20 protein-coding genes and 1 pseudogene are annotated in these 25,125 nt (G+C 52.2%); 12 read left to right on the plus strand and 9 right to left on the minus strand.

The window, feature by feature from the left end; genetic code table 11:
• The first annotated feature begins 41 nt into the window (after positions 1 to 41).
• Both NST04_RS02215 and NST04_RS02220 read left to right on the plus strand, forming a co-directional pair.
• Complete coding sequence (locus NST04_RS02215) at positions 42 to 1,934, plus strand: cache domain-containing sensor histidine kinase (protein WP_341182999.1); 1,893 nt, start codon at positions 42 to 44, stop codon at positions 1,932 to 1,934.
• On the plus strand, positions 1,909 to 3,525 hold the full coding sequence (locus NST04_RS02220; RefSeq protein WP_341183000.1) for a response regulator: 1,617 nt from the start codon (positions 1,909 to 1,911) through the stop codon (positions 3,523 to 3,525). The genes NST04_RS02215 and NST04_RS02220 overlap by 26 nt, the downstream gene beginning before the upstream one ends.
• A 12-nt stretch (positions 3,526 to 3,537) precedes the next feature.
• On the opposite strand, the gene NST04_RS02225 is transcribed toward NST04_RS02220, so the two are convergent.
• Positions 3,538 to 4,266 (minus strand): protein-glutamine gamma-glutamyltransferase, encoded by a 729-nt coding sequence (locus tag NST04_RS02225; RefSeq protein ID WP_341183001.1) that lies wholly within the window; start codon positions 4,264 to 4,266, stop codon positions 3,538 to 3,540.
• 120 nt (positions 4,267 to 4,386) lie between these two features.
• Positions 4,387 to 6,090, minus strand: coding sequence for a DUF4127 family protein (locus tag NST04_RS02230; RefSeq protein WP_341183002.1), 1,704 nt, complete (start codon positions 6,088 to 6,090; stop codon positions 4,387 to 4,389).
• A 259-nt stretch (positions 6,091 to 6,349) separates the two neighbouring features.
• On the opposite strand from NST04_RS02230, the gene NST04_RS02235 reads away from it, so the two are divergent.
• The 4 genes and pseudogenes from NST04_RS02235 (at position 6,350) to NST04_RS02245 (ending at position 7,851) form a co-directional block, all read left to right on the plus strand.
• Positions 6,350 to 6,742 carry a sigma-70 family RNA polymerase sigma factor gene (locus tag NST04_RS02235; protein ID WP_341183003.1) on the plus strand — a complete coding sequence of 131 codons (393 nt, stop codon included), beginning with the start codon at positions 6,350 to 6,352 and terminating at the stop codon, positions 6,740 to 6,742.
• Positions 6,743 to 6,747: 5 nt separating this feature from the next.
• Positions 6,748 to 6,903: a YvrJ family protein gene (locus NST04_RS02240; RefSeq protein WP_076155695.1), complete on the plus strand. Its 156-nt coding sequence runs from the start codon at positions 6,748 to 6,750 to the stop codon at positions 6,901 to 6,903.
• A gap of 55 nt (positions 6,904 to 6,958) precedes the next feature.
• Positions 6,959 to 7,105: pseudogene (locus tag NST04_RS33985) on the plus strand (helix-turn-helix domain-containing protein); the annotation flags it as partial.
• 149 nt (positions 7,106 to 7,254) lie between these two features.
• Complete coding sequence (locus NST04_RS02245; protein WP_341183004.1) at positions 7,255 to 7,851, plus strand: lysozyme; 597 nt, start codon at positions 7,255 to 7,257, stop codon at positions 7,849 to 7,851.
• 108 nt (positions 7,852 to 7,959) lie between these two features.
• Here NST04_RS02245 and NST04_RS02250 read toward each other — a convergent pair whose 3' ends face one another.
• A complete protein-coding gene (locus NST04_RS02250; RefSeq protein ID WP_341183005.1) occupies positions 7,960 to 8,559 on the minus strand; it encodes a hypothetical protein in 600 nt (199 codons plus the stop codon).
• A 290-nt stretch (positions 8,560 to 8,849) separates the two neighbouring features.
• Between NST04_RS02250 and NST04_RS02255 the strand changes: the two genes are divergently transcribed.
• Positions 8,850 to 9,248, plus strand: coding sequence for a GNAT family N-acetyltransferase (locus tag NST04_RS02255; RefSeq protein WP_341183006.1), 399 nt, complete (start codon positions 8,850 to 8,852; stop codon positions 9,246 to 9,248).
• Here the strand turns inward: NST04_RS02255 and NST04_RS02260 are convergent, their stop codons facing one another.
• Both NST04_RS02260 and ald read right to left on the minus strand, forming a co-directional pair.
• Complete coding sequence (locus NST04_RS02260; RefSeq protein ID WP_341183007.1) at positions 9,249 to 10,517, minus strand: PucR family transcriptional regulator; 1,269 nt, start codon at positions 10,515 to 10,517, stop codon at positions 9,249 to 9,251. It lies immediately after the preceding gene.
• A 381-nt stretch (positions 10,518 to 10,898) separates the two neighbouring features.
• The gene (gene ald, locus NST04_RS02265; RefSeq protein ID WP_341183008.1) at positions 10,899 to 12,032 is read right to left on the minus strand and encodes an alanine dehydrogenase; all 1,134 of its coding nucleotides are present in this window, start codon (positions 12,030 to 12,032) and stop codon (positions 10,899 to 10,901) included.
• Between the two features lie 313 nt (positions 12,033 to 12,345).
• On the opposite strand from ald, the gene NST04_RS02270 reads away from it, so the two are divergent.
• From NST04_RS02270 to NST04_RS02290, 5 genes are all read left to right on the plus strand, one after another.
• Positions 12,346 to 13,665 carry an ABC transporter substrate-binding protein gene (locus NST04_RS02270; protein WP_341183009.1) on the plus strand — a complete coding sequence of 440 codons (1,320 nt, stop codon included), beginning with the start codon at positions 12,346 to 12,348 and terminating at the stop codon, positions 13,663 to 13,665.
• A gap of 763 nt (positions 13,666 to 14,428) precedes the next feature.
• A complete protein-coding gene (locus NST04_RS02275) occupies positions 14,429 to 16,201 on the plus strand; it encodes a sensor histidine kinase (protein ID WP_341183010.1) in 1,773 nt (590 codons plus the stop codon).
• Positions 16,202 to 16,228: 27 nt separating this feature from the next.
• A complete protein-coding gene (locus tag NST04_RS02280) occupies positions 16,229 to 17,020 on the plus strand; it encodes a response regulator (RefSeq protein ID WP_341183011.1) in 792 nt (263 codons plus the stop codon).
• Between the two features lie 236 nt (positions 17,021 to 17,256).
• Entirely contained in the window at positions 17,257 to 18,138 is an 882-nt protein-coding gene (locus NST04_RS02285; RefSeq protein ID WP_341183012.1) for a carbohydrate ABC transporter permease, read from the plus strand.
• Between the two features lie 12 nt (positions 18,139 to 18,150).
• Positions 18,151 to 18,978 (plus strand): carbohydrate ABC transporter permease, encoded by an 828-nt coding sequence (locus tag NST04_RS02290; protein WP_341183013.1) that lies wholly within the window; start codon positions 18,151 to 18,153, stop codon positions 18,976 to 18,978.
• A gap of 850 nt (positions 18,979 to 19,828) precedes the next feature.
• On the opposite strand, the gene NST04_RS02295 is transcribed toward NST04_RS02290, so the two are convergent.
• From NST04_RS02295 to NST04_RS02310, 4 genes are all read right to left on the minus strand, one after another.
• Positions 19,829 to 20,587, minus strand: a complete 759-nt coding sequence (locus tag NST04_RS02295; RefSeq protein WP_341183014.1) for a class I SAM-dependent methyltransferase — start codon at positions 20,585 to 20,587, stop codon at positions 19,829 to 19,831.
• 100 nt (positions 20,588 to 20,687) lie between these two features.
• Positions 20,688 to 21,824 (minus strand): glycoside hydrolase family 88 protein, encoded by a 1,137-nt coding sequence (locus NST04_RS02300; RefSeq protein WP_341183015.1) that lies wholly within the window; start codon positions 21,822 to 21,824, stop codon positions 20,688 to 20,690.
• 25 nt (positions 21,825 to 21,849) lie between these two features.
• Entirely contained in the window at positions 21,850 to 24,177 is a 2,328-nt protein-coding gene (locus tag NST04_RS02305; protein WP_341183016.1) for a helix-turn-helix domain-containing protein, read from the minus strand.
• A 53-nt stretch (positions 24,178 to 24,230) separates the two neighbouring features.
• Positions 24,231 to 25,115 (minus strand): carbohydrate ABC transporter permease, encoded by an 885-nt coding sequence (locus NST04_RS02310; protein WP_341183017.1) that lies wholly within the window; start codon positions 25,113 to 25,115, stop codon positions 24,231 to 24,233.
• Positions 25,116 to 25,125: the final 10 nt, after the last annotated feature.

Genomic DNA, 25,125 nt, shown 5'->3' on the forward strand with positions numbered 1-25,125 from the left:
TTACAATGTATACCAATTATTACCCCGGAAGGAGAACTCCGATGAAGAAATATTACGATTCGTTGTCGAAGGCACTCTTCCTCTATAACTTCAGCATCCGCAGCCGCCTGATTCTCTACTTCCTCTTCCTCGTTCTTCTCCCGACTACGATCATCTCGGTCACCATCTATAACAAATCCGCCGGGATCATTACCCGGAATATGAATACATCGATTGAGAATAACTTCAATCTGGTTCAGGATAATCTGGCCCGCCGGTTCGAAGCCGCCAATCAAGCCATGACTGCGCTGTACCTGAATTCTGAATTCGCGGACCTCATCTCCTCCAACCGGCCAACAGACAGTACCGGAATCATTAATGAACTGGCCGCCCTTAGCAAAATCCTTGAGGATTTCCCCGCGAACGGGACCTCCGGCAGCAACTTCGTTCCTATGCTCTATATGCTGAACCGGCCGGAATATACCCAATATAACTTCTCGCGCCGTGTATTCAATATTGATCTTATCACCTTGAAGCCCTGGTATTTAAGCATTCCGGCCAAAGTAGATTTTGCCGTGGTCGGCCTTAGCTCGCTGGATTCCCGGTTCACCCTCAAATTCGCGAAGCGCCTGTTCGGTATCCGGCATGCACAACTGCCCTATGTCGGACTGCTCACCCTGGATATCCCGGCGGCCGAATTCGGCACGCTCCTGGAGCATTATAAGCCCACGCCCGGCAGCAAGGTCTATATCGCAGACAAGTCCGGAACCATCGCGATCAGCCCCGAGCCGTCACTCATCGGCCAGAATATTGCTGCCCAGGATTATTACAGCAAGCTTAGCTTGACTACAGACCATACTGACAACACGGGTAACCCGCTCCCACCAGATTACCCGTCCGCTCTGCATTCCTTCCGCCACTCCATCGGCAGTGAGGAGATGCTCGTCTCATACAAAACCCTGGAGAACACCGGCTGGACCATCCTGTCCTTCTCGCCTGTCCGCGAGCTTAACGGGGAGCTGATCTCCTTCCGCCGGGTGATGTACGCCGTAATTGTCATCTGCATGCTAGTCTCCTTCCTGATGGCGCTGCTGCTGTCCGAGAATATCTCCGCACCCATCCGCAAGTTCATCCAGTCGATGTCGCATGCCGAGAGCGGGAACTTCAATATCCCCATCCGCTACCGGCGCAAGGACGAATTCTCCTATTTATTCAACCGCTACAACAAGCTGCTCCAGCAGATTAAGGCGCTGATCGACAAGCTCTACGTCACCGAGCTGCGTAAAAAGGAAGCAGAGCTGCAAATGCTCCAGGCCCAGATCAATCCGCATTTTCTCTACAATACCCTGGACTCCATTAACTGGATTGCCATTAACCACGATATTCCCGAGATCAGCAGCATGGTCACCTCGCTCTCGGATTTCTTCCGGTACAGCCTGAGCAAGGGCCGCAATATCATCCCGCTCCGCGATGAGCTGCGGCAGGTCGAGAGCTATCTGCAGATTCAGCAGTTCCGCTTCCAGGACCGGCTCCACTATGAGCTGGAGGAGACGGACCCGGCGCTGGCAGAGGAATGTCTGGTGGTGAAGCTCAGTCTCCAGCCGCTGGTGGAGAATGCCCTGATTCACGGGATTCAGCAGCGGCGGGGCACAGGCACGATCCGCATCCGGGTGGAGCAGACGCAGGAGCTGCTTAGCATCTCCGTGTTCGACGATGGAATAGGCGCAGATCCTGTACGGCTGAACCAGCTGCTGGCAGACCCGCAGCCGGGCAACCAGTCTTACGGCATCCGCAATGTGCATATGCGGATCCGGCAGTTTTTTGGAGAGTCCTACGGCATCCGTTATTACGACAATACCGAAGACGGCTGCGGTCTGCTGGCTGTCCTCCGGTTCCCGGTGGTCACTACTTGGAATGAGGTGAATGAAGATGTTAACGATGATCGTAGCGGATGACGAGCCGTTTATCCGCAGCAGTCTGATCCATGTGTTCGATTGGCAGGAAGAGTTCGGGATAGAGATTATCGGGGAAGCCTCGGACGGGCTGGAAGCCTACGAATTATGCCTGAGGCTCCAGCCGGACATCCTGTTCACCGACATTATGATGCCATTAATGGGAGGCCTGGAGGTAGCGGAGAAGCTGCGGGAGGCAGGCTGCAGGGCCCGGATCATTATTATCAGCGGCGCCCAGGACTTCTCCTACGCCCGGGAGGCGCTAAAGGTCAATGCAGAGGGATATATTCTGAAGCCTGTCAAGCTGCCCGAGATCCGCAGTGTCTTCCGCCAGGCGGTGGCGAAGCTGACAGAGGAACGCGGGCAGCAGCTGGATATGGAGCAGCTTAAGCAGCAGCTTCAAGACAATATGCCGCTGCTGCGGGAGAAATTCCTCCAGAATCTGATCGCCGGCCTCTACCGCAGGGAGAAGGAGATCTGGCAGAAGATACAGTATTTCTCCCTGCCCTTCCAGCAAGGGACACCTCTCAGCGTATGTGTGCTCCAGCTGGATGAATACCGGAGCGCGGTGGATAAATACTCGGAGGAGCACAAGCAGCTGCTTTATTTTTCCATCCAGAATATCATTCAGGAGAGCCTGGACAGCCACCCCTGTGCCATCAGCTTCGTGGCTAGCGAGAACGAGTTCATCCTGGTGTTCTGCACCCCGCAGACGCCTCCGTCCCACTCCATCTCCGGGACCTGCGGGCAGATTATCGCCAACATTCAGAAGTATCTGCGGCTGGACGCCTCCGTCGGTATCGGGCGGGCTTGTCCGCTGGCGGGCCAGCTTGAGGATTCCTATAAGGATGCGCTAGCCGCGCTGGTGTACAAATTCTATACCGGGCCTGCCTCCGTCCTCTACATCAAGGATATTCAGCCCGACACGGAGAAGCTGCAGAGCACCTTTATCTATAAACTCCAGGCCCGGCTGATGAATGAATTGAAGGCAGGACATACGGACACCGTCACCCGGCTGATGGAGCAGCTCTTTAGCGGGCTGGCCGGGCACAAGCATAGAATTGAATATGTGCAGAGCCTCTGCGCAGAGATGATTTTCACCTCCGCCAGAGCTCTATATGAGATTGATGAGGATATCGGGCAGGTGCTGAGCGACCGGATTAGCATCATGGATAAGCTGTATCAGCAGACCACCATCACCGGCCTTAAGGCGTATATGCTGTCGCTCCTGCATGATTTAAGCGCTTATGTGGCAGGCAAGAATACCTCCAGGAACAGCCGGATCGTCAGCAGCATCCGTACCATCGTTCAGGAGGGGTACGCCTCGGAGCTGTCCGTGTCCAGGATTGCCGAGGAGGTGTTTCTGACGCCTAACTACATCAGCCTGCTGTTCAAGAAGGAGACCGGCGGAACCATTACCGACTATATCACCCAGATCCGCATAGGCAAGGCGAAGGAGCTGCTGCTGACCACGGACCTGAAGGTCATGGAGATCTCGGAGCGGGTCGGCTATGAGAATCCCCATTATTTCAGTACTGTTTTCAAAAAAACCACCGGCCTGCACCCGCTCAAATTCCGTTCGGCCAAGGATTAAGCCTCCCCCGCGCTAGCGGATAATATAGGATTTCGTACCTATTCTAGAGTAGATGGCGGTTTTTGCATTCACTTTGGCGGAGACTGGCGGGCTCAGGCGTGCGTTGCCGAGAGAAGCAATATAGGCAAAGTCCGGGTGAAGCCCCTCATCCGCCAGATAAGCCGAGGTCCGGCTGCCCGGCACCCGCTCCCTGTTGAGCGAGGTTATCATCTGAGTGGCATTCTTGATCCCGAGCCCGTGTCCGTAGTAACTGTCCCTGGACAACATAATCGCGTTCTCCCCCTGCCATTCCGGCTTAGCCGGATCATGGTCGGGATTCTTGAAATAGACCACATCGCCCGGCTGCAGTTCATTCCTGTTGAACGTGGTAATCAGCTTCAGATTGCTGTCATAGTTCCAGTCCCACAGGTAGAGGCCGGTGAAATTACGGTTGAAGGCCGCCTCCCCGATCATGTTGATGGTCGCTTTATAGAGAATCATCACCATCGCCATAGCACATTCGAAGGCATACAGCTGTCCATTGAGAAAAATATCATTAATCGCCGCCGAAGGCGTGACATTTGAATTCAGCTCAAATCCACCGCCTCCTGTACGGGTCCAGTACCTCGGATTGCAACGGGAATTCTCGAAGGTCGAGAAATCTGTCCCTCCAACATTCATTGCCCGGGCTGCCGCAATAATCTCCCCCCGCATTCTGCTCTCAAATGCCGGATCTGCCGGAGCCGCGTATCCATACCCCATTCTGCTTCCCCCTTTCGTCTCCTTGCCATGAAATATAGGTTATTGTACGTGTCGGGCCTCCTATTGGTGCGTAAACAGCCCCCCGTAATCTATCCACGGAGAGCTGCCGATCAGAAACACCTATGATTCTAACGTGACATGAGGATTCAAAGTAATTTCAAAGGCGCGGCCCCACAGATAATCGGGGTTATCGTACGGAAGGACAGCGCTGGCATATTCCGAGAAGACCCAGTTCCCCCCGTTAATCTGCCGGATACTGCACGCCGGTTCAGCACTCCCGATCAGGAAGGCCTCCGTCCCGGCAAGCGTGGCTGTGTGTGTCTGCATCCGTTCTCTCAGCAGAGCCTGAAGATGAGCGTAGTCCTCCGGGCTGTTGAACAACAACATATTCTGATCTGTAAATGTTGCAACATTCTCATAGAGCGAATGGGCTCTGGAGTACGTCCGGATTTCACCAATCGCCAGTCTTTTGTAGAAATAGTCCTTCAGGAAGCGCTTGAACAGCAGTGAGCCGTGAGCGTTAACCGCAAGATCCAGCGCAGCCGCATCGGTCTCTGTAACGACATAAACATACCGGGCCTGGGCCATGCCCAGTGCGAGGCCGATTTTGTTCCCCGGCGTGTTCCAGCCGCTATATCCTAATAGCGCGCCAGTATGCCTGCTGCCCAGCAGAGTCTCAGTGATACTTGCAGCTGCTGCACCCGCGCCGACACAGTCAATCACTACCGACGGGATAAGGCGGGAATAGTTATCTTCGATGCGGTTAACCGCAGCCAGTGCCTGATCCGCAGCGGTAATTGCGATAATCTCCACCTCCCTGGCATCGCCTACCGCCTCTCCCCTCACAATATCCAGATGGCGCAGGATGTTCTGGTGCACATCCATATATTCATACGGACTCGTGAGGGTAGAGCCATGCGGTCCGAAATATTCAACAGTATATCTGGTCGTTGCCCCATTCCGGTAGAGCTGATTCGCCATCCGCGCCAGTAGGGACTGCCCCAGTCCGTCTGCATCCGGGAGAATGACGGCCCGGTGCGGATTTTGACCCTGGGTCCCGCCCAGCCATTCATTAATGCCTGCTTCCATATAGTGAATCTCGTTAATCTGTACGCCCTGAGTGTTGGCGTCATCCACACCGACTGCAAGGAAATCAATAGAGCCTTCCTGCGCCAGCACCTCCAGAATATAGCGGTTCGTCTTGAACTTATGCGCTCTGGTATTGTAATACTGCTCTTTATCAAAAGTAGCCGTACTCCCATAGTCCCCGGTCGGGGACAGGTTATATCCGCTGAGAATATCGTCGAACTGCGTGAAGCTTCTGCGCGGCTGAAGCATGAAATTACGGGATTCCGTATAAGCCGCGAGGTCCAGTCCTCCCGCAAACGAGGTGGTCGCCAGCCTCATAATCGTGTCCATTACATACATCGGCTTGTCCGGGCAGGCTTGCTTCACTTCACGGATGACGTCCAGCAAGTCTGTAATTGCTGCATCATAAGCGGGATAAGCACCCCCTGCATCCGTACGCAGACGGCGGCTGCCAATCAGCCCCCCATAGGCCAGCATGTCCGCCGACAGGATGAAGCCATCCACTGAAGCCGCATGATCCCGAATAAATTGCCGGATCTTGGCTGTGTCTCCATAAGCCGGTGAACCTGTGGTCAGCAGGGTTGTGCCCGATGCTGTCTTTTGCGAATCCAAGCGGTTCTTAAGGTCTGTTACATCCGGTGTGATCACATGAATCCCCGCCGACTTCCCCTGCACAATCACATCATCCAGATTCACAGGCCGATCATCCAGCGGTACATATAGTACATTCTTCATTTCTATCTCACTCCTCTAGTTAGCAGATAGGCTCAAAACAGATGCCCTCACTATATAAGGTAAATTACACAGATGGATTACAACCAGAACGATAAATTTTTTTGCCGTGGTTCGCAAAAGGGAATTTACATTGACTCTAGTATTTAGAGTGATAAAATATAGGAACATTTGTTCTTATTATTTGGGAAATGGTTGTAAAAAAGGAATCTAATCTCTCTTTATAGTGTAGGAAGGAACTCTTCAAAAGGAGGGGCAGACAATGAAACCGGATGATAGTTTAAATCGCCGTTTTATTTCGTACATGGCCAATCTTATTTATTACAACTCTATTAATTATGACAAAAAAAGAAGAATGAAGGACACTCGGTTTCCTCTAACACTAGACAACGATGACAATATGGAATCTGTCCTATTAACTATTTATGATCCAGATGTTATACATGCAAATCTCAGAGATCACATCACAGACTATGCACTTTTTCAAGCTTATGAGACCCTTTCATCCCGACAACAAGAGATTCTATCACTAGCCTATGTCCACAACCTTAAGGACGAGGAAATAGCCAAAAAATTAGGTTACACCCAACAAAATATCTCCAAACACCGATTAAAAGCTTTAGAAAAATTGCGCCGGTTACTAACGGAGGGATGATAAGCATGCCCGAGATTGATATTGCCACACTAGTTGCTAATTTAGGCTTCCCTATTGGAATAACCCTGTATTTGCTAATCCGTTTCGAAAAGAAAATATCTGATTTAAGTGAAGCTATTAATAGTCTGAAAAATGAAATACAAAAAAATGTAAAGAAGTGATTGCATGTTTTCTCAATTATTAGTACAAGCACAATGAGACAAGGATTCGGGGGCGACATTGCACATCCTGGAGTCTTTCACCCCAAAAATCAAAGCCTCCTTGCGGCAAGTGCCCGCCGATTATCGTGATGATTTAAAACAGGAACTCTATGTCAAAATGATTGAGGTTATACAAACTTTTGATATTAGTGAATTGAAATAAAATTAGGAGCGTGGTTGTAAATAAAGAGACTCATTTCTCTTTATATAATGTGAAGACAATACGGCATTGCAGAATACTTGGGAATGGTGCTCTGGCTTTGATTCCTCCCTATTGTTCTTCTACCAAAACTAATTCAAGGAGTGATCATTATGGCATCTTTAGGTTCTAGTGGTGCAGCCCTTATTAAATCGCATGAGGGATTTTCTTTAAAATTCTATGGAGACCCCAAGGGGTATCCAACAGTTGGATGGGGACATCTTATAACATCGAGCAAAACATATAAGAAAAACACAACAGGTAATCCAAATGATTCTCTTCTAACCCAAGCAGAAGCTAATGCTCTATCAACTTCTTTGGGACTAAATTATACTTCTCCAATTTCTCAGACTCAGGCAAATACATTTTTTAACAATGATACCGCAGAAGCTGTAGGAAGAGTAAATCGGTTGACACTTCCTGCTGGTATGTCTTTGTCACAATCTCAGTTTGATGCACTTGTTTCGCTGACTTTTAATGGAGGTCCTAAAGTGCTTGAAACCACTGATGTAAAAAATCTGCTTGCATACAAGTTGATATATTCGTCCTTTCAAGGCCCTCGTTCAGAGGTAGAAAAAGATAATTGTTCGAGACTGGTCAGCAAAGCATTTTCATATGACACAAGCTTAACGAGACGAAGAAATGAAGAAGCAACTTTGTTTTGTTCCGGGCAGCCTTATACTCACAAATATCCAGTGTACTCACTTTAGTATCAATCATGTTGTAACATAACAAGAAGGTCAGCCTTTAGGCTGACCTTCTTGCATTTTCAGAATTTTATAGGATTCCTCAGCGCAGCGCAGAACCTATACATAACCTTAATCCACTGTATCCGAGAGCTTCTTAAGCTCAAAAATAGTAGCCTCTGATATCAAGATAAGCCTCTCGTTATTAACAACAAAAAAGCTTAAACTTACAGGTATACTCATTTTTGTAGAAGGGTTACTTACATCTATTGCTTTTACCACATCATTTTCATTTAAGTCTGGAATATCTATTTTAAATGATCTATAAAAAGAATCTTTATTATTGCATGTCGCTGTAATTTCATATAATGGGTTTCTTAGTTCAGTTTGATATTGACTGTAGTCTTTAATTCCTTTTGATGAAAATAAGTCTTTTTTGATGATGAGTTCATCTCCGATAAACTTCTGCCCTGTTGGATATTCAGAAGCATCATTATATGAATTTGCAAATCCTAAAAGCTTTTCAACTTTCCAAGTTCCATAGAAATAATTTTCAGTTTCGCTATCCAAACTTGTACTCTCTGTAGTACAGTAATCACTATTTCGCTGTGTTGTTACTTGTTTACTGGAAGAATCGTCTGCACCTTGTGTAACTGTTGCAGGCTTATCTGATCCACATCCTGAAAGCAAAATGGCACTCAATAACATCAATAATCCTAGCTCTTTTTTCAATATTCTAATCTCCTTTCCCTTACCTAGCAGAAATTATATCAGAGCGAACTGTTAGAGGAATGACGTAATAATAACATTATTTACGTATAAAGTTAAATTTATGTCAACGTTTCCTGTATCAGGCCCTCGCTTCCTCCGGGTCAAGAAAGTCCTTTCAACATAAAGAACCCACCCATTAGAAAGGTAGGCTCTTTATATTCTTAATCATAGACGATGCAAGAGTATTCTTCATCCAATCTTGCTCATGTATAGTTTAGAATAATAAAAATGAATGTAAAAGGAGCGTCATTATGGCATTAGAATTTAAGGTCAACGAGAAATTGCTGCCTGAACAAATGGCCGAGGTGTTTAGATTATCAGGACTCAAACGACCTCACCATGATTTAGACCGTATGGGAAAAATGATTGATCAGGCCGATATCCTAATTAGCTGCTGGGATGGCGGCCAGGTAGTCGGAGTAGCACGGGCCATTACGGACTATTGTTACTGCTGTTACCTCTCAGACTTGGCGGTTATCAAAGAGTATCAGAAGAAAAATATAGGTAAGGACCTGGTAGAACGCCTTCAGCAGACCTTAGGAGATCAAGTATCCATCGTGCTTTTATCTTCTGAGGAGGCTTTAACGTTCTATCCTCAAATCGGCTTTGAACAGGCTACCAATGCGTTTCGGATTGCCCGCAAACATTAGCTACGCTCTGGAACCGGCAGCCTCCTGGAACCACAGGTTCACCTGCGCGGTCTCTTCGGTCAGAAGATCCAGGTAAATAGAGGTGCGGTAATCCGTCTCCTTGAGGCTCCGGCCTGTAATCTCGGCGATCCGGTTCAGGCGGTACATTAAAGTATTGGTATGAATATGCAGAAAAGCAGCCGACTCCTTCAGATTTCCGTTCAGCGACAGATATACAGCGATGGTCTTCAGAAAATCGCTCTTATGCTCACGGTCATGCTCCTTCAACGGATAGAGCAGCAGACTCCGGCGGGGGCGGCTCCGTTTCTGTTCCAGAATAGCCGGAAGGTACGCCCAGAACCCGATCTCTTCATAGAGCAGCAGCTCACGGGTGTGATAAGGCAGCAGCTTTTTCAACTCCAGAATCTCCAGCGCTTCGCGGTACGCTTCGGCGGCCGAGGTATATTCGCGGTATTCAGGACTGCAGCCTGCCGTAAGCCTGCCGCCTTCGCTCTGACCCAGCTCCCCAAGCAGCTTGTGCAGGAACGAAGACAGACGCCCCGTCCCTTCCACCGGAAACATAAAGGAGAACAGAATAATCAGCCGGTTCTGCTCAGCGGTCTGAAAGAGCAGCCGCTGCCCGGTATAGGTATCCATCACCCTGCGGAATCTCTGCAAAAAATGCTCATCCACCGGCCTGCTGCTCTCCAGCACCCCCATATAATATCGCTCCGGCAGCAGAATCGCCCCGGCCTCTGCCTCCTGCCGGATTCGCGGCTCACTCTCATAATGGGAGGTCAGCAGCTTCCAAAAGAAATCCTCGAACGTCTTCTCCTGCTTCGTCTTCCAGCCGCGCTGCTTCAGCAGATAACGTCCGGCAATCCCGGCAGCCTTCTCCACGATACGCTCTGCATGACCTTCGGTAAGATTCCCACCGTCCACTACCCAGATATAGCCGAGAATCTCCTGCTGGTGCCGGATACACATGGCTAGTCTGGGACCCAGACCGACCTCCATCACGGCGGGGATGCGGATGGGATGGGCGGTATTCTCCAGATTGTGCATCACACCTTTTTTGCGGAGGCCAATGATCACGGTACTCGGTACTCTTTTGCCGATAATGGTCGAGATTCGCGCCGGATCACTCTCAAACTGATGGGAGCTGTAGCCGATCACATGATGATTGCTGTCCTCAATCGTAACCTGAGCCTGAAGCGATTCACTGAGGGTATCCGCCAAGGATTCCATACTGTCAAAAAAACGGTCAAATGATGGCTCTGCTTCTGTCAATGCTCCCACCCCAACCCCAAAGAATAGCCGAAGCTTATATAAGTGATTACATTATATTACAGCGCTTAGCAGTTGCCTATAGGGAGACACAAGAAATGTGGAGGAAACCTGACATCCAATGAAGAATTTGCGTCAAAAGCAAAATAGTGTGCAGCGATAGCTTACATGGATGTTGTATTTGGCACACCTGCCCTCGCACCCTCGACGTGCCCATTGTAATCGGTTTTTCGACTACATCCGGCCCGCTCACCACAAAAAAAGCCCGGTGATCACTCACCGGACTGCAATAGGCATAGACGTACTCTTTCCTGTCTACTTTTCTATTCCCTGATTTGTCTATTGCGATACTCCTCTACTCTACCCGACTCTACCTTACGCAGGTTAAATCAGCGTGAACTCCTGCTCTACAGCAGCTTCAACCGTGAAGTACTCTTCCCCAAGCGCTTCGGCTACGGCCTGGCAGGTGATTTTGCCGTTGGCTACGTTGACGCCGCTCTTCAGACCGGCATTGTCTTCGATGGCCTGGAATACGCCTTTGTTGGCAATTTGCAGGGCGTATGGAACGGTGACGTTAGTTAGGGCGATGGTGGAGGTTTTGGCGACTGCGCCCGGCATATTGGCGACCGAATAGTGCAGGACCCCATGCTTCTCGAATACAGGGTTGTCGTGCGTAGTCACCCGGTCAATCGTCTCCACAATCCCGCCCTGGTCAATCGCCACATCGACAATGACGGAGCCCGGCTTCATCGTCTGCACCATCGCTTCCGTTACGAGCTTAGGCGCCTTCGCGCCTGGAATCAGCACTGCCCCTACCAGCAGATCCGCTTCAGCAACGGCCTTAGCGATGTTGTACGGATTGGAGATCAGGGTACTGATCTGGGCACCGAAAATATCGTCGAGCTGACGGAGCCGGTCTGCGCTCAAATCGATAATGGTCACCTCAGCGCCGAGGCCGATGGCCATCTTAGCGGCATTGGTACCGACCACTCCGCCGCCGATAATGCTGACCTTGCCGCGGCTTACGCCGGGAACACCGGAGAGCAGGATGCCCTGTCCGCCGTAGTTCTTTTGCAGGAATTGTGCACCGAGTTGTACGGCCATTCGTCCAGCTACCTCGCTCATCGGGGTGAGCAGCGGCAGGGTCCGTCCATCTACTACAGTCTCATAGCCGATGGCAAATACGCCTTTGTCTTTGAGGGCGGCAGCAAGAGCAGGCTCAGGAGCCAGATGCAGATAAGTAAAGAGGATAAGCCCCGGGCGGAAGTAGCCATATTCGCTGCTCAGCGGTTCTTTTACCTTCATGACCATTTCAGCGGCAGCCCACACTGCGGCAGCTTCTGCAACCAATTCCGCACCAGCGGCGCCATACTCTTCATCAAGGAATCCGCTGCCCGCACCCGCTCCGGCTTCAACAAGCACCTTATGTCCTTCTGCGCTTAGACTTACCACACCGGCTGGGGTAATCGCTACACGATTTTCGTTGTTTTTGATTTCTTTCGGTACGCCAATAATCATCTTTCATCGCTCCTGTCAGGTTAGGGTTCTCTTATGTGAAGAATCATAACATAAGATCTTCAGCGGCATTTTGGGTAAAAAGAAAAACATGATCTGACATGATTGTGTTTTTACACAATGGGCTTGAAGCTCTGCAACGGCTGCTCCCGGAATAGAACGTTTCCCTGCACTATCGCCGCCCTTGCCCTAATCCGGGGAGAGAATGTAAAGTTATGTTCCATATTCTCCTGTTTTTTGTTCCTTCTGACGCTTCCGGCCATCTGCTATTCTTGAGTTGCAAGCTTATACAGTACACACAGGGAGGTTGTCGCTTTTGAACAAGAGCCGTGTTATTGCCGGAATCACTTCACTCGTTCTGATTATGGGCCTGGCCGCAGGCTGCGGGAACAGCAGCAATTCATCTTCAGCGGACAATGGAAGCTCTGCTACAGGTAAGAATACAGCGGTTACGCTCAAAATGTGGGGCGGTGTCCCGCCGGAATCCGGTCCGCAGCAGGTGGTGGACAACTGGAACAAGGAGCACCCCGATATTCAGGTGGAATATGTACGCTATGTCAATGATGATGACGGCAATCTGAAGCTGGACACGGCGATGATTACCGGCCAGGATGTGGATTTGTTCGTGAACTATACGATCTCCCATGCCGCCAAGCGGGTGGAATCAGGGCTGGCCCTGGACCTCAGCGGCTTCTCCGATTACAACATTGAAGAGAAGATGGGCGCAGACACCGCGAGCTGGAAAATTGACGGCAAATTCTACGGCGTTCCGACGACCAAAAGCCCGTTTTTCATCGCCCTGAACAAGGACGCCCTGGACAAGGCCGGTCTGCCGGTTCCGAAGGAATGGACCTGGAATGAGCTGCGCGAGTATGCGAAGAAGCTGAAGAGCGGCAATTCGTACGGTTTTATTCAAAATATGGAGCCCTTCGTGGACCCCATCGACTCCGTGCTCTCCCAGGAGGGCTATACCAAGCCGGACGGCACCTCCAATCTGGATCATCCGCTGGTCAGACAATGGCTGGAGACGCTGAACGGGATGATGCAGGACGACAAGACCACGCCGCCGCTCGGCGAGCAATTAACTTCCAAGATGCCGGTGGAGCAGGTCTTCCTCAGCGGAGAGGTGCCAATGCTCAATATCGGGGCGTGGCTGCTGCGCAGCTCCAATAACTTCACCGACTTCCCGCGTGATTTCAAAATCGCCTTCGCTCCGGTACCCCGGCTCACTGAATCCGCCAGTGATTACGTAACCCGCGGGGGCCTCGGCGATTACATTTCCATTAATGCCAAGTCCAAGAAGCAGGAAGCGGCCTGGGAGTTCCTGAAGTGGTATTCCGATGGTGGCATGTCCCCGATGGCAGCGGGCGGAAGACTCCCGGCCTCCAAAGATGCCAAGCAGGAAGATGCACTCAAGAGCCTCATCGGCGACAAAAGTGACTCCTACGATCTGGACTCCCTGATGTACGTGATGTTCGACAACAAGACGCCAACCTACGTCCGCAGCCTGCCGCAAGAGGTGATGGACCTGCGCTCACAGGAGTACGAGAAATATTTCCTCGGCTCACAGTCGCTCGACCAGACTGTGCAGGCCATGGCAGCACGGCATAACGAGTATTTGAAGCAGAAGAAGTAGCGGCTCGGGTGCAGACAGCGGAGTTAGCGATGATAGCGGAGTTAGCGAAGATAGTGATGTTAGTGAAGCCATAGAGGAATGCAGTTTGCTTGCGGACTGGGATGCGCTTATTTGGCCGAATCGCGCTATTTTGGAGGCTACGCGGACTCAGATGCGCTTAATCACCATTTGCCTCCTCATTTCCGGTTACCTGGGGGATATAGCGGCCTCTGAGTCCGCCCACCGGCATAAAGCTGATTATTTCGCCAGATAAGAGCACCTGCGTCCGTCGGTCCACAAACATAGGCGGCACATGCGCCCGGTAACCCTAATTACCACGCACACTGGAAGATCGTTTATAATCTGGGAGGAGGGACCATCTTCGCAAAGGAGGGATGAAATGCTCAAAAGCTTCAAACCCTTTGACAGGACAATCATTATAGGCGGATTAGTATCGGCGGGGGGCTTTCTCCTGGCTGGCGTGTTCCTTCTGCTTGCGCTGAAGTACAACATCATTCGTTTAAACTGACATCTTCTCCCCCAGTATACTCCAAGAGGTCCCTTGACAAGACGGGGCGGATAACCATCCGTTCCGTCTTTCTTCTGCCGCTGTCAAGCAGCCCGGATAGAACAAAACTATGCATTTCCGCCATCCTCCCCTGTCCGCTGGAACAAAACCATGCAATTTGAAATATCGCCAATCCGGCGGAGGGATTATGCTATAATCTAGCATATCAACCGGCCCGAACCGGGCAGGTTCAGTCAGGCTTGGAGGTGCTTCCCTGTGTCACAGCTGCTGCGTGTGCTGATTCCCCAGAAGTTGAAATACCGTCTGTTCACCGCGTTCGTGTGCCTGATTCTGCTGCCGTTCGGCGCATTGAATATCTATAACTATCAGCGTATTGAGACGCTCGTCCAGAAGAAAATCAGCCAGCAGAGCCACTATCAGCTGGAGCAGATGTACCGCACGCTGGAGGACCAGATCAGCATTGCCTTCAAGACGCTGCTGTTCCTGAAGCAGGATGACACTGTGAAGTCTGTGCTGCTCCATCCTGAACAGCGTAATGAGCTGGAGAATAAGAGGCTGATGGAGAATATTTTCAAGAACCTGAACAACAGCTTCTTCCTGTATAATCCTTCGGTCTACTTCATGATTCTGGACTTATCTGAAAGCGCATACACCTCATATCCGCCCAAGGATTCACTGGTCTATTCGGATCTGCGGGGAAATCCGGGGTTCGACAGAGCGCAGATGAATAACAGCTCCTATCACTGGGTGCCGAATGATACCAACTATGTGCTGCGCGATGTCTCTACCAGCGCCTATCTCCTCTCCTTATATGCCTATCTGGAGGATGCCCGGAACCAGCCGTATGGCATGGCCCGGATCAGCATTGATTATACGTACTGGCTGCGCTCCATTCACAAGCAGTCCGATCTGGAGCAGCAGTATTTCCTGATTACCCGCTCGGGCGAGGATATCTCCCAGTCGGTTCCGGGCAGCCTTTTGTCTGACAAGGTGAAGGCAGGATTCGCCGGGCAGCCGGGACAGCAGTATTACATCGACAAGGACTCGAACGCCCTGATTAATTATATCTATGTGGAGTCGCTGGACTGGTATATCGTCAACCGGATTCCGCTGTCCGTGCTGTTCGTGGAGATCGAGGGGCTGAAGCAGCAGTATTTCCTTACGTTTCTGGTGCTGACGAGCATTTTCCTGATGATGACCTTCGTGATTGCTACGACCATAACGCGGCCCTTGTCCCATCTGCAGAACAAGATGAAGGCGGCGGTGCAAAAGAACCTGAAGATCCGCCTGCCGGAGCACAAGTTCAGCGGGGAGATCCTGGAGCTGACCCGGACCTTCAATACGATGCTGGACGATACCAACCTGCTGATCCAGAAGCTGAAGGCGGAGGAGCGGCAGAAGGAGGCGGTGCATTTTCAGATGCTGCTGGCCCAGACGAATCCCCACTTCCTGCTGAACACGCTGAATACGATCAAATGGATCGCCATCCGCGAGCATAACGAGGACATTACGAACATGACCCTGTCGCTCGGCAAGCTGCTGGAGGCCAGCCTGAATACCGATAAGGATCTGATCCATCTCAAAGATGAAATCGAGCTTGTAGAGGCCTATGTCCATATTCAGCAGGTCCGCTACGCCCACAAATTCGACTGTACCTTCATGTATGACGAGGACATTCTGTATGCCCTGGTGCCGAAGCTCAGCCTCCAGCCGCTGGTCGAGAACGCCATTATCCATGGAATCAGCAGGCTGCCCGGCCACGGCCTCATTGAGCTGAACGTCCGCCGCGAAGAGCACAGGCTGATTGTCGAGATCCGGGACAACGGCGTAGGCATGGAGCAGGGCGGGGGGCCCAAGGCTCCGCGCAAGCGTCCGGGCATCGGACTGAGTAACATTCAGGAGCGGCTGCGGCTGTTGTTCCGGGAAGAGGGACAGCTTGAGGTTCTCTCTACCAGCGAAGGCGTTACGGTCCGCTTAACGCTGCCGCTGCTAATGTCCACACCTTACGGCAACGAACATCCGGCTTGAAGCGCATAACTAAGGGAGGGATTACACATGTGGAAGGTACTGCTGGTGGAGGATGAGGTATTCGTACGGGAAAGCGTGCGTGAGATTATCGCCTGGGAAGAGCTTGGCTTCACGGTCAGCGGGGAAGCGGGCAACGGGGCAGAGGCGCTGGAGATGATCCGCGAAGATGTACCCGATCTGGTGATTTCGGATATCGTCATGCCGGAGATGGATGGCGTCGAGCTGCTGCGCAGAACCCGTGAGGAGGGGTTCGATTCCCGCTTCGTCATGCTGACCTGCATGAATGACTTCGAGAATGTGCGGCAGGCCATGGAATACGGGGCGTCCAATTATATTCTGAAGCTGTCGATGAGCGTCAATTCACTCCGGGACACACTGCGCAAGGTCAGCGGAGAGCTGGAGAAGAACCGCAAGGTTGAACCGGATATCCCTCAGGAGTCTCCCCCGCCACCGCCGGCCCATGAGGAGATTACGAGCCACCCGGAGATTCAGAAGATCCTGCACTATCTGCATGAACACTACGCTGAGGATATTACCGTGAAGTCGATGTCCCAGTATGTCATGATGGCCGAGAATTATGTCAGCACCCTGTTCAAAAAGAAAACCGGCCACACCCTCATCCACTATCTGCACCGTGTACGGGTAGATCAGGCGATCCGGCTCCTGACCGGCTCCGACCTGCCGGTCTATGAGATCGGCAACCGGGTCGGCTTCGTGAGCGATAACTACTTTATTAAGATCTTCAAGCGTCTGACCGCGCAGACGCCCAGCCAGTACCGGCATCAACAGCGGGAGAAGCCGGATAGCTTAAGCCTGTAGCCTGTTTCTTTTCGGATAACGAGCATTGTGTCACTCCAGCGGCATTCCTTCGGGGAATGCCGCTTTTTTCTTGCTGCCGGAACGCCAATAGAACATAACTAAGACCGAAGTGCCTGCTGCCGCTTGTGTAATTGTATATTTCTGTGCCATGAAGTGGGTGGTTTTGTTCCTTAACCCTCACGGGAACGCTTGCTATGCTTGTAATGTACTTATAAGACTAAAGGAGTGGGGCTATTGTGAAGGCAACCTGGATGCGACGTCAGCAGCTGCTGGGCTATCTGTTTATCGGGCCCAATATGATTGGCGTGATACTGTTTTTTATCATACCGGCTATGTATTCGTTCTATCTCATGTTTACAGATTACAAGTTTATGAGTCCTAATACCAAGTTCATCGGGCTGGCCAATATCCGGCGGATGCTGGGGGATGAGGTCTTCTATATTGCCATCAAGAACACGCTGCTGTTCCTGCTCTCTGTTCCTGTATCCATTGGGCTGGCGTTCCTGGTGGCTGTCATCCTGAACCGTTCTGTCTATCTCAAAAAGCTGCTGCGCGCCTTGTACTTCATGCCCTATATTACCAGCGGCGTAGCCGTAGCCTTCGTCTGGATGCTGCTGTTCCACCCGAATAACGGGCCGATCAACGGCATTCTCCGCTCTATGGGCATTGAGAACCCTCCCGGCTGGCTGTCCACGATGGATACGTCCATGTATGCGATTGATATCATCTGGATCTGGTTCATGCTCGGCTATAACATGATTATCTACCTCGCCGCCTTGCAGGAAGTGTCCGGCGAGCTGCTGGAGGCAGCCACTATCGACGGTGCCCGCACCTGGCAGACGGTCCGCAGCATCCTGTGGCCGCTGGTGAGCCCCACTACTTTTCTGCTGCTGATTACCGGGCTGATCATGTCGATCAAGCAGTTCGGCATCATCCAGGCGATCACGCAGGGCGGTCCCGGGAACAGTACCACCGTATTATCCCTGTTCATCTATCAGAATGCCTTCCGCTATTACGAGATGGGCTATGCGTCAGCGGTCTCCTGGGCCCTGTTCCTGATCATTCTGATCTTCACCGTCGTTCAATGGCTGGGCCAGAAACGCTGGGTTCACTACTAAGGAGCTGAGAATATGAATAAAGCCGCCGTTATCAAAATCATCACCACATTAATCATGCTGTTCTTCAGCATCGTCATGATTGTGCCCTTCCTCTGGATGATCAGCACCTCCTTCAAAACCCCTGCAGAGGTCTTCCGCTATCCGATCCAGTGGATTCCCGACTACTTCAACTGGAGTCATCATATCAAGGTCTGGTCCGGCCAGGGCAGCTTCGTGCCTTATTATCTGAATTCCCTTAAGGTCGCTGTGCTGAGTACCATCGGCGCTGTCTCCCTGTCCGCATTGGCAGCCTATGGGTTTGCCCGGATTGAGTTCAAGGGACGCAACACGATGTTCCTGGTTTATCTGTCTATGATGATGGTTCCCCCGCAGGTGCTGTTCGTGCCCAAGTTCATCATGTTCGACTGGGCCGGCATCTATAACACCCACTGGGCGCTGATTCTGCCCGGCATGTTCACTATCTTCGGCGTATTCATGATGCGGCAGTTCTTCCTCTCCGTCCCTCATGAAATCTCGGAGGCTGCCTTCATCGACGGTGCCGGCCATTTCCGCATCTTCTCGCGGATTATCCTGCCGATGGCCAAGCCCTCGCTGGCGACACTGGCGATTATCGACTTCTCCTGGCACTGGAACGATTACGAGAACGCGCTCGTCTTCCTGATCGACCAGGACCTGTTCACCGTTCCGCTCGGGCTGCAGAACTTCATCCTGGAGAACAATGTTGATTACAACGGCATGATGGCTGCCGCCACCGCCGGGATCATTCCGATGATTCTCGTCTTCCTGCTCGGCCAGAAATACATTATTGAAGGAGTGGCCAGCTCGGCGGTGAAGGGGTGACGGAACGGGAACGGGAACGGGAACGGGAACTATGAAATTGTACTGCATTAGCTTTAAACCTGTGAACATTACTTTTAGCTCATCGCTTGCTGGGGGTTGCCGCGCCCGATCGTGCACGATTAAGGTGCAAGGGGCAAGCATAATTGCAATCTGTACAACTAAATCGCCGGATGTACCGCCGAATCTCTGTTTAGCTGTATTTCGTGCAACTAAAATGCCTCTATATCTGGATTTCTGCTCATTCGGGCAAGTTTAGTTGTACAGTCAGAAGGGGAAAGCCTTCGGTTTCACTGTTTTTAGTTGCACAGAATACACTTAGCTCTGATTATTCGCTGCAAACGCAGCTTCATACCTTACTGCAATGATTGAGCAGGAAGTTCGAGCTACTATTAGGTTGATACTGCACCCGTTGCCGACTTCCACTCTTCAATTCAAGTAGTTGATTGTATTTCCTGCAATAGAATACGCATTGCTGACCGCTAAATGAGGTTCTATTGTATTTCATACAGTAGAATATTGTGTTTGGGTGAAAAGTGGCTTTTGCTCAATATTCCATTGTACGGAATACAATAGATTCTATTTCAAAGCCTTTTTTACAGCATTCTATTGTACAAAGTGCAGTTACCGATTAATCTAGCCCGATACCGGGCAGAAGAAATTAAGTGGATTGCCTACATTTGCTGATGAACGGATGGCTCTTGCCATAACAACAGGTAGATAAACAACACTTACATCATCCCATTTCAACCAAAGCAGCGAGGATTTGCATGAATAGATGTTGTTTCTCCACCTGCTTCCGGTTATTCCTGTAAATTCGGCGAATTAAGATGCGTTATTCCAACTGCTGTTCCTACGCCTTCACGGCCACCCAGCCGTCAATCAGATAAGCGCCGAAGAATCTGGATACGGCCGTAAACCCGGCCTCCAGCAGCAAAACCTCCATCTCTTGAGCAGGGAGAGGATGGGAGGTGACTCCGAACGATTGCTCGAAGGTCTGCCACTCATCCTCTGCGATCCCGTTCCCCAGCATATGCAACCGCCAGCCCGCCATCTGAAGCTCCCATGCAGGCGTGCCCGGCTCCCCGCAGATGGCGGAAATACACAGCGGTGCGCCCGGCCGGAGCCGCGCGGCAATGCTGCGGAGCATTGTCAGCTTACTCTCCTGCCCTTGCAAGAAATGCAACACCAGCATACAGGTTGCGGCATCATGCAGCGCATTACTGCTCCAAGCGGCTATCTCTGTATGATGCAGCCGCACTCTATCAATAAGACCCGCTGCCGCCAGCCGCTGTTTGGCAGCCTGGAGCATACTCTGTGAGGTGTCCAGGCCGCTGAAGCTCCAGTCCGGGTGGCTCAGCCCCAGCTTCAGTATCTCCTGTCCCCCGCCTGCTCCCACGACCAACAGCCTTGGCTTGTCCTGCTTCTCCCACTTATCCAGCCGCGCTGTTAACAGCGTATCCATCAGGTCATATTGCAGCGCGTACCCGGGAATTTTGCGGCTGATATTCTGTACATACTGATCCCCGTCTGCCTTCTGCCACGGGCTGGCTGTATTGGCTACATTGGCTAAATTGGCTGTATTGGCTGTGTTAGATGTGCTGCTGTTCATTCCATCCCCTCCGAAAATGATAATCGGTACATGACCCCAACAGGTCATGTACCGATTATCAGGGCCGGGCCCCGGAACCGCCATCCCACATAGCTGGGATCTATAGCACGGTCCGCTCATACCAATACCCCGGAATCCCCCGTTCCAGCCGCATCAGCGCCTCCAGATAATAATAGTCGCCCCAGATGGTGTAATCATCCGGCGAGTCCCCGGCTCTGGCCGAATACGCGCCATGCTCCAGCAGACCCTCGGCCTGATCGCTGCCGTGGGTCGAATAATGCTCTGCCAGTGCCCGCACCGCTGCCTCTCCCGCCTCCTGAAAGAATAGGCGCTCCGGATCAGCCGTCTCCAGCTGCGCCGCAATCTCCAGCAGCCCGCAGGCAGCAATGGCTGAGGCCGAGCTGTCACGCTTCGTTCCCGGTTCAACGGGAGCGTCGAAATCCCAGTATGCGACCCCATCCTCCGGCAGACGGGCCACGAAGTAGCGGCCTAGCCGCTTCGCCGTCTCCAGCATCTCCGGGCTTGTCAGATAACGGCTGATCAGGGCGAAGCCATAGATGCCCCAGGCCTGACCGCGCGTCCAGGTGGAGCCGTCACTGTAGCCCTGATGTGTGCCGCCGCGGATGGCGTCACCGGTCACAGGATCGAAGAAGAAGGTATGATAGCTGGAATCATCCCCGCGCACCAGGAAGCGGCGGGACTTCAGGGCATGAAGCTCGGCCACCCGCCGGTAATCTTCATTGCCGGTCTGCTCATGCGCCCAGAGCAGCAGCGGCAGATTGAGCAGACAGTCGATAATGATCCGCCCGCCGTTGACAGCATCGCCCTCCCGTCCCCAGGCCTGGATCAGGCGGGGCCCTTCGCGCCAGCGCTTCATCAGCATGTCCGCCGCCTCCAGCGTAAGCTGCCGGGCCCCTTCATCCCCTTCGATGATCCAGTGGGCCTTGGAAGACAAAGAGTACATGAATCCGATATCATGATGATCGAAAATAATTTTGTGGTCCATCCGGCGGCGGAAGCTCTGGACGGTTCTTAACGCCTGTTCGCGGTAGACCGGATCTTCACTGTACTCAGAGCAGAGCCAGAGGATGCCGGACCAGAAGCCCGCAGTCCACTCGGTATTGTCATTCAGTGTATAATGCTCATCCCCGGCACTCACATGGGGGAACCGGTCCCCGAATCTTGTAATATTACGTTTCGTTACGCGTAGTGCGTCTTCAATCGCTTGTTGCCACATGTCAGAATATCCTCCTTGTTATAGGTTACCCTTGCTGGATCAGCCGATTGGCCTGTTTATACTGGCCCGGAGTGATCCCCTCATATTTCTTGAACACGCGAATGAAGGAATTGCTGTTCAGGAAGCCCACACGCTCTGAAACCTCCTGCACATTCAGTTCATCCGCCTCCAGAATCCGCTTGGCTTCTTCGATCCGGTACTGGTTGATATAATCGATAACGTTGGTGCCGGTCTGTTCCTTGAAGTACTTCGAGACATACGTTGGATGGAAGCGGAAGCGTTCCGAGATGTGGGTCAGCCCCAAATTCACATCATTGTAATTCTCATGGATGAATTCCAGGAGCTGCTCCTTCAGCTCAGTGTTGTGGGAACGCTTGCGTTCATGCACCATCTGGCAGACCGTCTCCAGAATCTGCAGCAGTTCCGTCTCCATCTCCTCGAAGGTCTCACAGGCAAACAGCCGCCGGATCAGCTCATTGCGCCGGGTCAGCTCCTTCTGGTCATCGGTCTTGAGCTGCTCCGTGGCCTTCAGCATGGTACCGATCAGCTCGAACATCAGGCAGCGGGCCAGCTCAACGGATAAGGGCTCCCCGGCAAAATTAGTCATTAGAATCTCATTCATGACCTCGGTAGAGCGGGCATAGTTGCCTGTGGCGATATAATTGACCAATTGGCGCTCCAGATCAAGCGGATAATACAGCTCCTCCTTCGGCTGCCGGATGCGGTCCTGGTCAATAATCTGGCCGATGCCGAGAATCAGCCGGTATTCCAGCGCCTCCTCCGACTCCCGGAAACAGGCGGAGATGTCTGCCAGAGAGGTGTGGACACTGCTCACGCCAACGGAGAAATAAATCAGGAAGCGGGACTGGATAAAATGCTGTGCCTCTCCAGTCGCCCGGATCAGCTGCGGAATGGCCTCCGCCGTATCCCCCCGGAGATTGACCAGCAGCGCGATCCGCCCATCCATTTCGGCGGAATAGACCGGACCGGCCGGACTCAGCAGCTCCTCCAGCACATTGGTCAGAATCAGATGGACGAACTGGCGCTTCTCCTCCTTGTCCTCCGGGGCCCTTGTGCGGAACAGACCCTCATAATTCTCTATGTGTACCAGCAGCACGGCGAAGGAATCACTCTCCAAAGAGAGGCCTAGGCGCTCCATCTCCCCGACAAGCTCCTCGCCCGGCTGCACCCGTCCCTTCAGCAGCCTCGCCAGGAAGCTGCTGCGCACCATCGTCTGCTGCTCCTTCAGCCGCGTGGCGAACTGGTCCTGCTCCTCCCAGGCCCGGGTCAGCACCGTCTGCAGGATGCCAAACTCATCATCCGGCTGCTCCAGCTTCCCCTTGACCTTGTCGGAGATAATATTCATAATCCGGCCCAGCGGCCGGTAATTCCGCCGGGTGAACCACCAGGCGGCGACACCGCCCAGCAGCAGGACCGCAGCCACGCCGGCGAAGGTGATGCTGCGGATGACCATCAGCTTCTTGGCATAGATCCGGGTCGGGACGACAGAGACGTACTGCCAGTCCTCCACCTGGGAGGAGATCTGCGAGACCGTCACCGATTCCCCATTCCAGTCGGCCGTGCCGGTCCGCCGTTCGCTGTCCTTATTCTGCTGCAAATATTGATGTATGGTGTAAGGGGTTTCAACCGTTCCTGTGGAGAAAAGCGTACGCCCGTCACGGTCCAGGATGAATACTATACTCTCCGGCTCCAGCCGCACATTGTTGATCGCCTGCTGGAACCGTTCCGGGTCCAGCATAACCACAAAGGTAGCCGGGCTGTCCGGCGACACCTGAACCGGATAAGGCTGAAGGTAGACCAATGTCTCCTCTATGCGGAGGTCCTCGCTGAGGACTTTCATTTTGCGGAAGGCGCTCTGGTCTGACTGCTCCATCAGCTTGGTCCACTCCGGCCCGCTAACCCCGGTCCCCTCATAATAAATCTCATACAGCAGCTTCTTGGACACCAGCGAAGAGGAGGACAGCGCCACATCCGAGGACTTCACATAGATGTACAGCTCGCGGATAAGCCCGTTCCCGATCCGGATCGATTTGAGGTTCTTGATCAGCTCCAGCCCCATCAGCCGCCACCTGGCATCCTGCTCGGACGCATGATTAATGAAGCTGCTGAGCTGAGAATCGGCCATGAGCTGGCTGCTGATGCTGCTGATATCCTGAATCTGGCTGTCGATCGTCTCCTGCACCTGGGACAGCAGCACCATATTGGAGCGGTTCACCTCTTCCTTCAGCAGATTGCGGGACTCCGCAAAGACTGCCGCCCCGATGGCAACGGGGATGAGCAGGATGACCAGATAAGAGAGGCCCCAGGACAACAGGATGCTTTTCTTTTTCATGGCGCTCCTCCTCCTTGTTCATGATGTGAGTACAGTGCTGGCCTGGCTTTGGTCTATTCCTTGATTGCGCCAATCATGACGCCCTTCACAAAATACTTCTGCAGAAACGGATATATAAACAGAATCGGCAGCGTCGCCACTATCACGGTTGCATACTTCACGCTTTCTCCGATTGCTTCCTTGTCGCCCATGGCGGCCGAGGTGGTCATCGAATCCGTACTGTTCTGGATGAGAATCTCACGCAGCACCAATTGAAGCGGATACAAATCACGGTCGCGGATATACAAAATGGCGCTGAACCAGGAGTTCCAGTGGCCTACTCCATAGAACAGAATCATGACCGCAATGACCGGCATCGACAAGGGTACAACAATCCGCCAGAGAATGCGCATCTCTCCCGCACCGTCAATTCTGGCCGATTCCAGCAGACTCTCGGAGATTCCCTGGAAGGCTGTACGCATAATGATCAGATTATAACTGCTGACCAGCCCCGGTACAATCAGTGCCAGCAGATTATTGCCGAGGTGAAGCGTATTGTTGATCAGCAGGTAGGTCGGAATAATGCCGCCGTTGAAGAACATGGTGAACACAATGGCCAGCATGATCGGATTGCGCAGCATGAAGCTTTTGCGGGACAGGGTATAGGCCCCCAGGATGGTAAAAAGCAAATTGAGCGCCGTGCCCAGCACCACGATCACCAGTGTATTTCTGTAGCCGGAGAGAATGCTCGGATTACTGAGCACCAGCTTGTAGCTGTCCAGATTGAACCCGTCCGGGAGCAGCAGCAGCCCGCTGTGGGCCATCAGCCGGTTGGAGTCGCTGAGCGAGGCGTTCAGCACATGCCACAGCGGATACAAGGTGATGATAATGAGCAGGACCATGAGCAGCACGTTGAGGCTGTCAAACAGCTTTTCCCCTATCGTTCGTTTAATCGTCATGAGCATCCTC

It is taken from the genome of Paenibacillus sp. FSL H7-0756, from assembly GCF_038006765.1.
GTDB lineage: Bacteria > Bacillota > Bacilli > Paenibacillales > Paenibacillaceae > Paenibacillus_AQ.

Bases quoted from the DNA above. Each gene is read 5' to 3' on its own strand.
- NST04_RS02215 (WP_341182999.1), top strand. From the start codon at position 42: ATGAAGAAATATTACGATTCGTTGTCGAAGGCACTCTTCCTCTATAAC.
- NST04_RS02220 (WP_341183000.1), top strand. From the start codon at position 1,909: ATGTTAACGATGATCGTAGCGGATGACGAGCCGTTTATCCGCAGCAGT.
- NST04_RS02225 (WP_341183001.1), bottom strand. From the start codon at position 4,266: ATGGGGTATGGATACGCGGCTCCGGCAGATCCGGCATTTGAGAGCAGA.
- NST04_RS02230 (WP_341183002.1), bottom strand. From the start codon at position 6,090: ATGAAGAATGTACTATATGTACCGCTGGATGATCGGCCTGTGAATCTG.
- NST04_RS02235 (WP_341183003.1), top strand. From the start codon at position 6,350: ATGAAACCGGATGATAGTTTAAATCGCCGTTTTATTTCGTACATGGCC.
- NST04_RS02240 (WP_076155695.1), top strand. From the start codon at position 6,748: ATGCCCGAGATTGATATTGCCACACTAGTTGCTAATTTAGGCTTCCCT.
- NST04_RS02245 (WP_341183004.1), top strand. From the start codon at position 7,255: ATGGCATCTTTAGGTTCTAGTGGTGCAGCCCTTATTAAATCGCATGAG.
- NST04_RS02255 (WP_341183006.1), top strand. From the start codon at position 8,850: ATGGCATTAGAATTTAAGGTCAACGAGAAATTGCTGCCTGAACAAATG.
- ald (WP_341183008.1), bottom strand. From the start codon at position 12,032: ATGATTATTGGCGTACCGAAAGAAATCAAAAACAACGAAAATCGTGTA.
- NST04_RS02280 (WP_341183011.1), top strand. From the start codon at position 16,229: ATGTGGAAGGTACTGCTGGTGGAGGATGAGGTATTCGTACGGGAAAGC.
- NST04_RS02290 (WP_341183013.1), top strand. From the start codon at position 18,151: ATGAATAAAGCCGCCGTTATCAAAATCATCACCACATTAATCATGCTG.
- NST04_RS02295 (WP_341183014.1), bottom strand. From the start codon at position 20,587: ATGAACAGCAGCACATCTAACACAGCCAATACAGCCAATTTAGCCAAT.
- NST04_RS02300 (WP_341183015.1), bottom strand. From the start codon at position 21,824: ATGTGGCAACAAGCGATTGAAGACGCACTACGCGTAACGAAACGTAAT.
- NST04_RS02305 (WP_341183016.1), bottom strand. From the start codon at position 24,177: ATGAAAAAGAAAAGCATCCTGTTGTCCTGGGGCCTCTCTTATCTGGTC.
- NST04_RS02310 (WP_341183017.1), bottom strand. From the start codon at position 25,115: ATGACGATTAAACGAACGATAGGGGAAAAGCTGTTTGACAGCCTCAAC.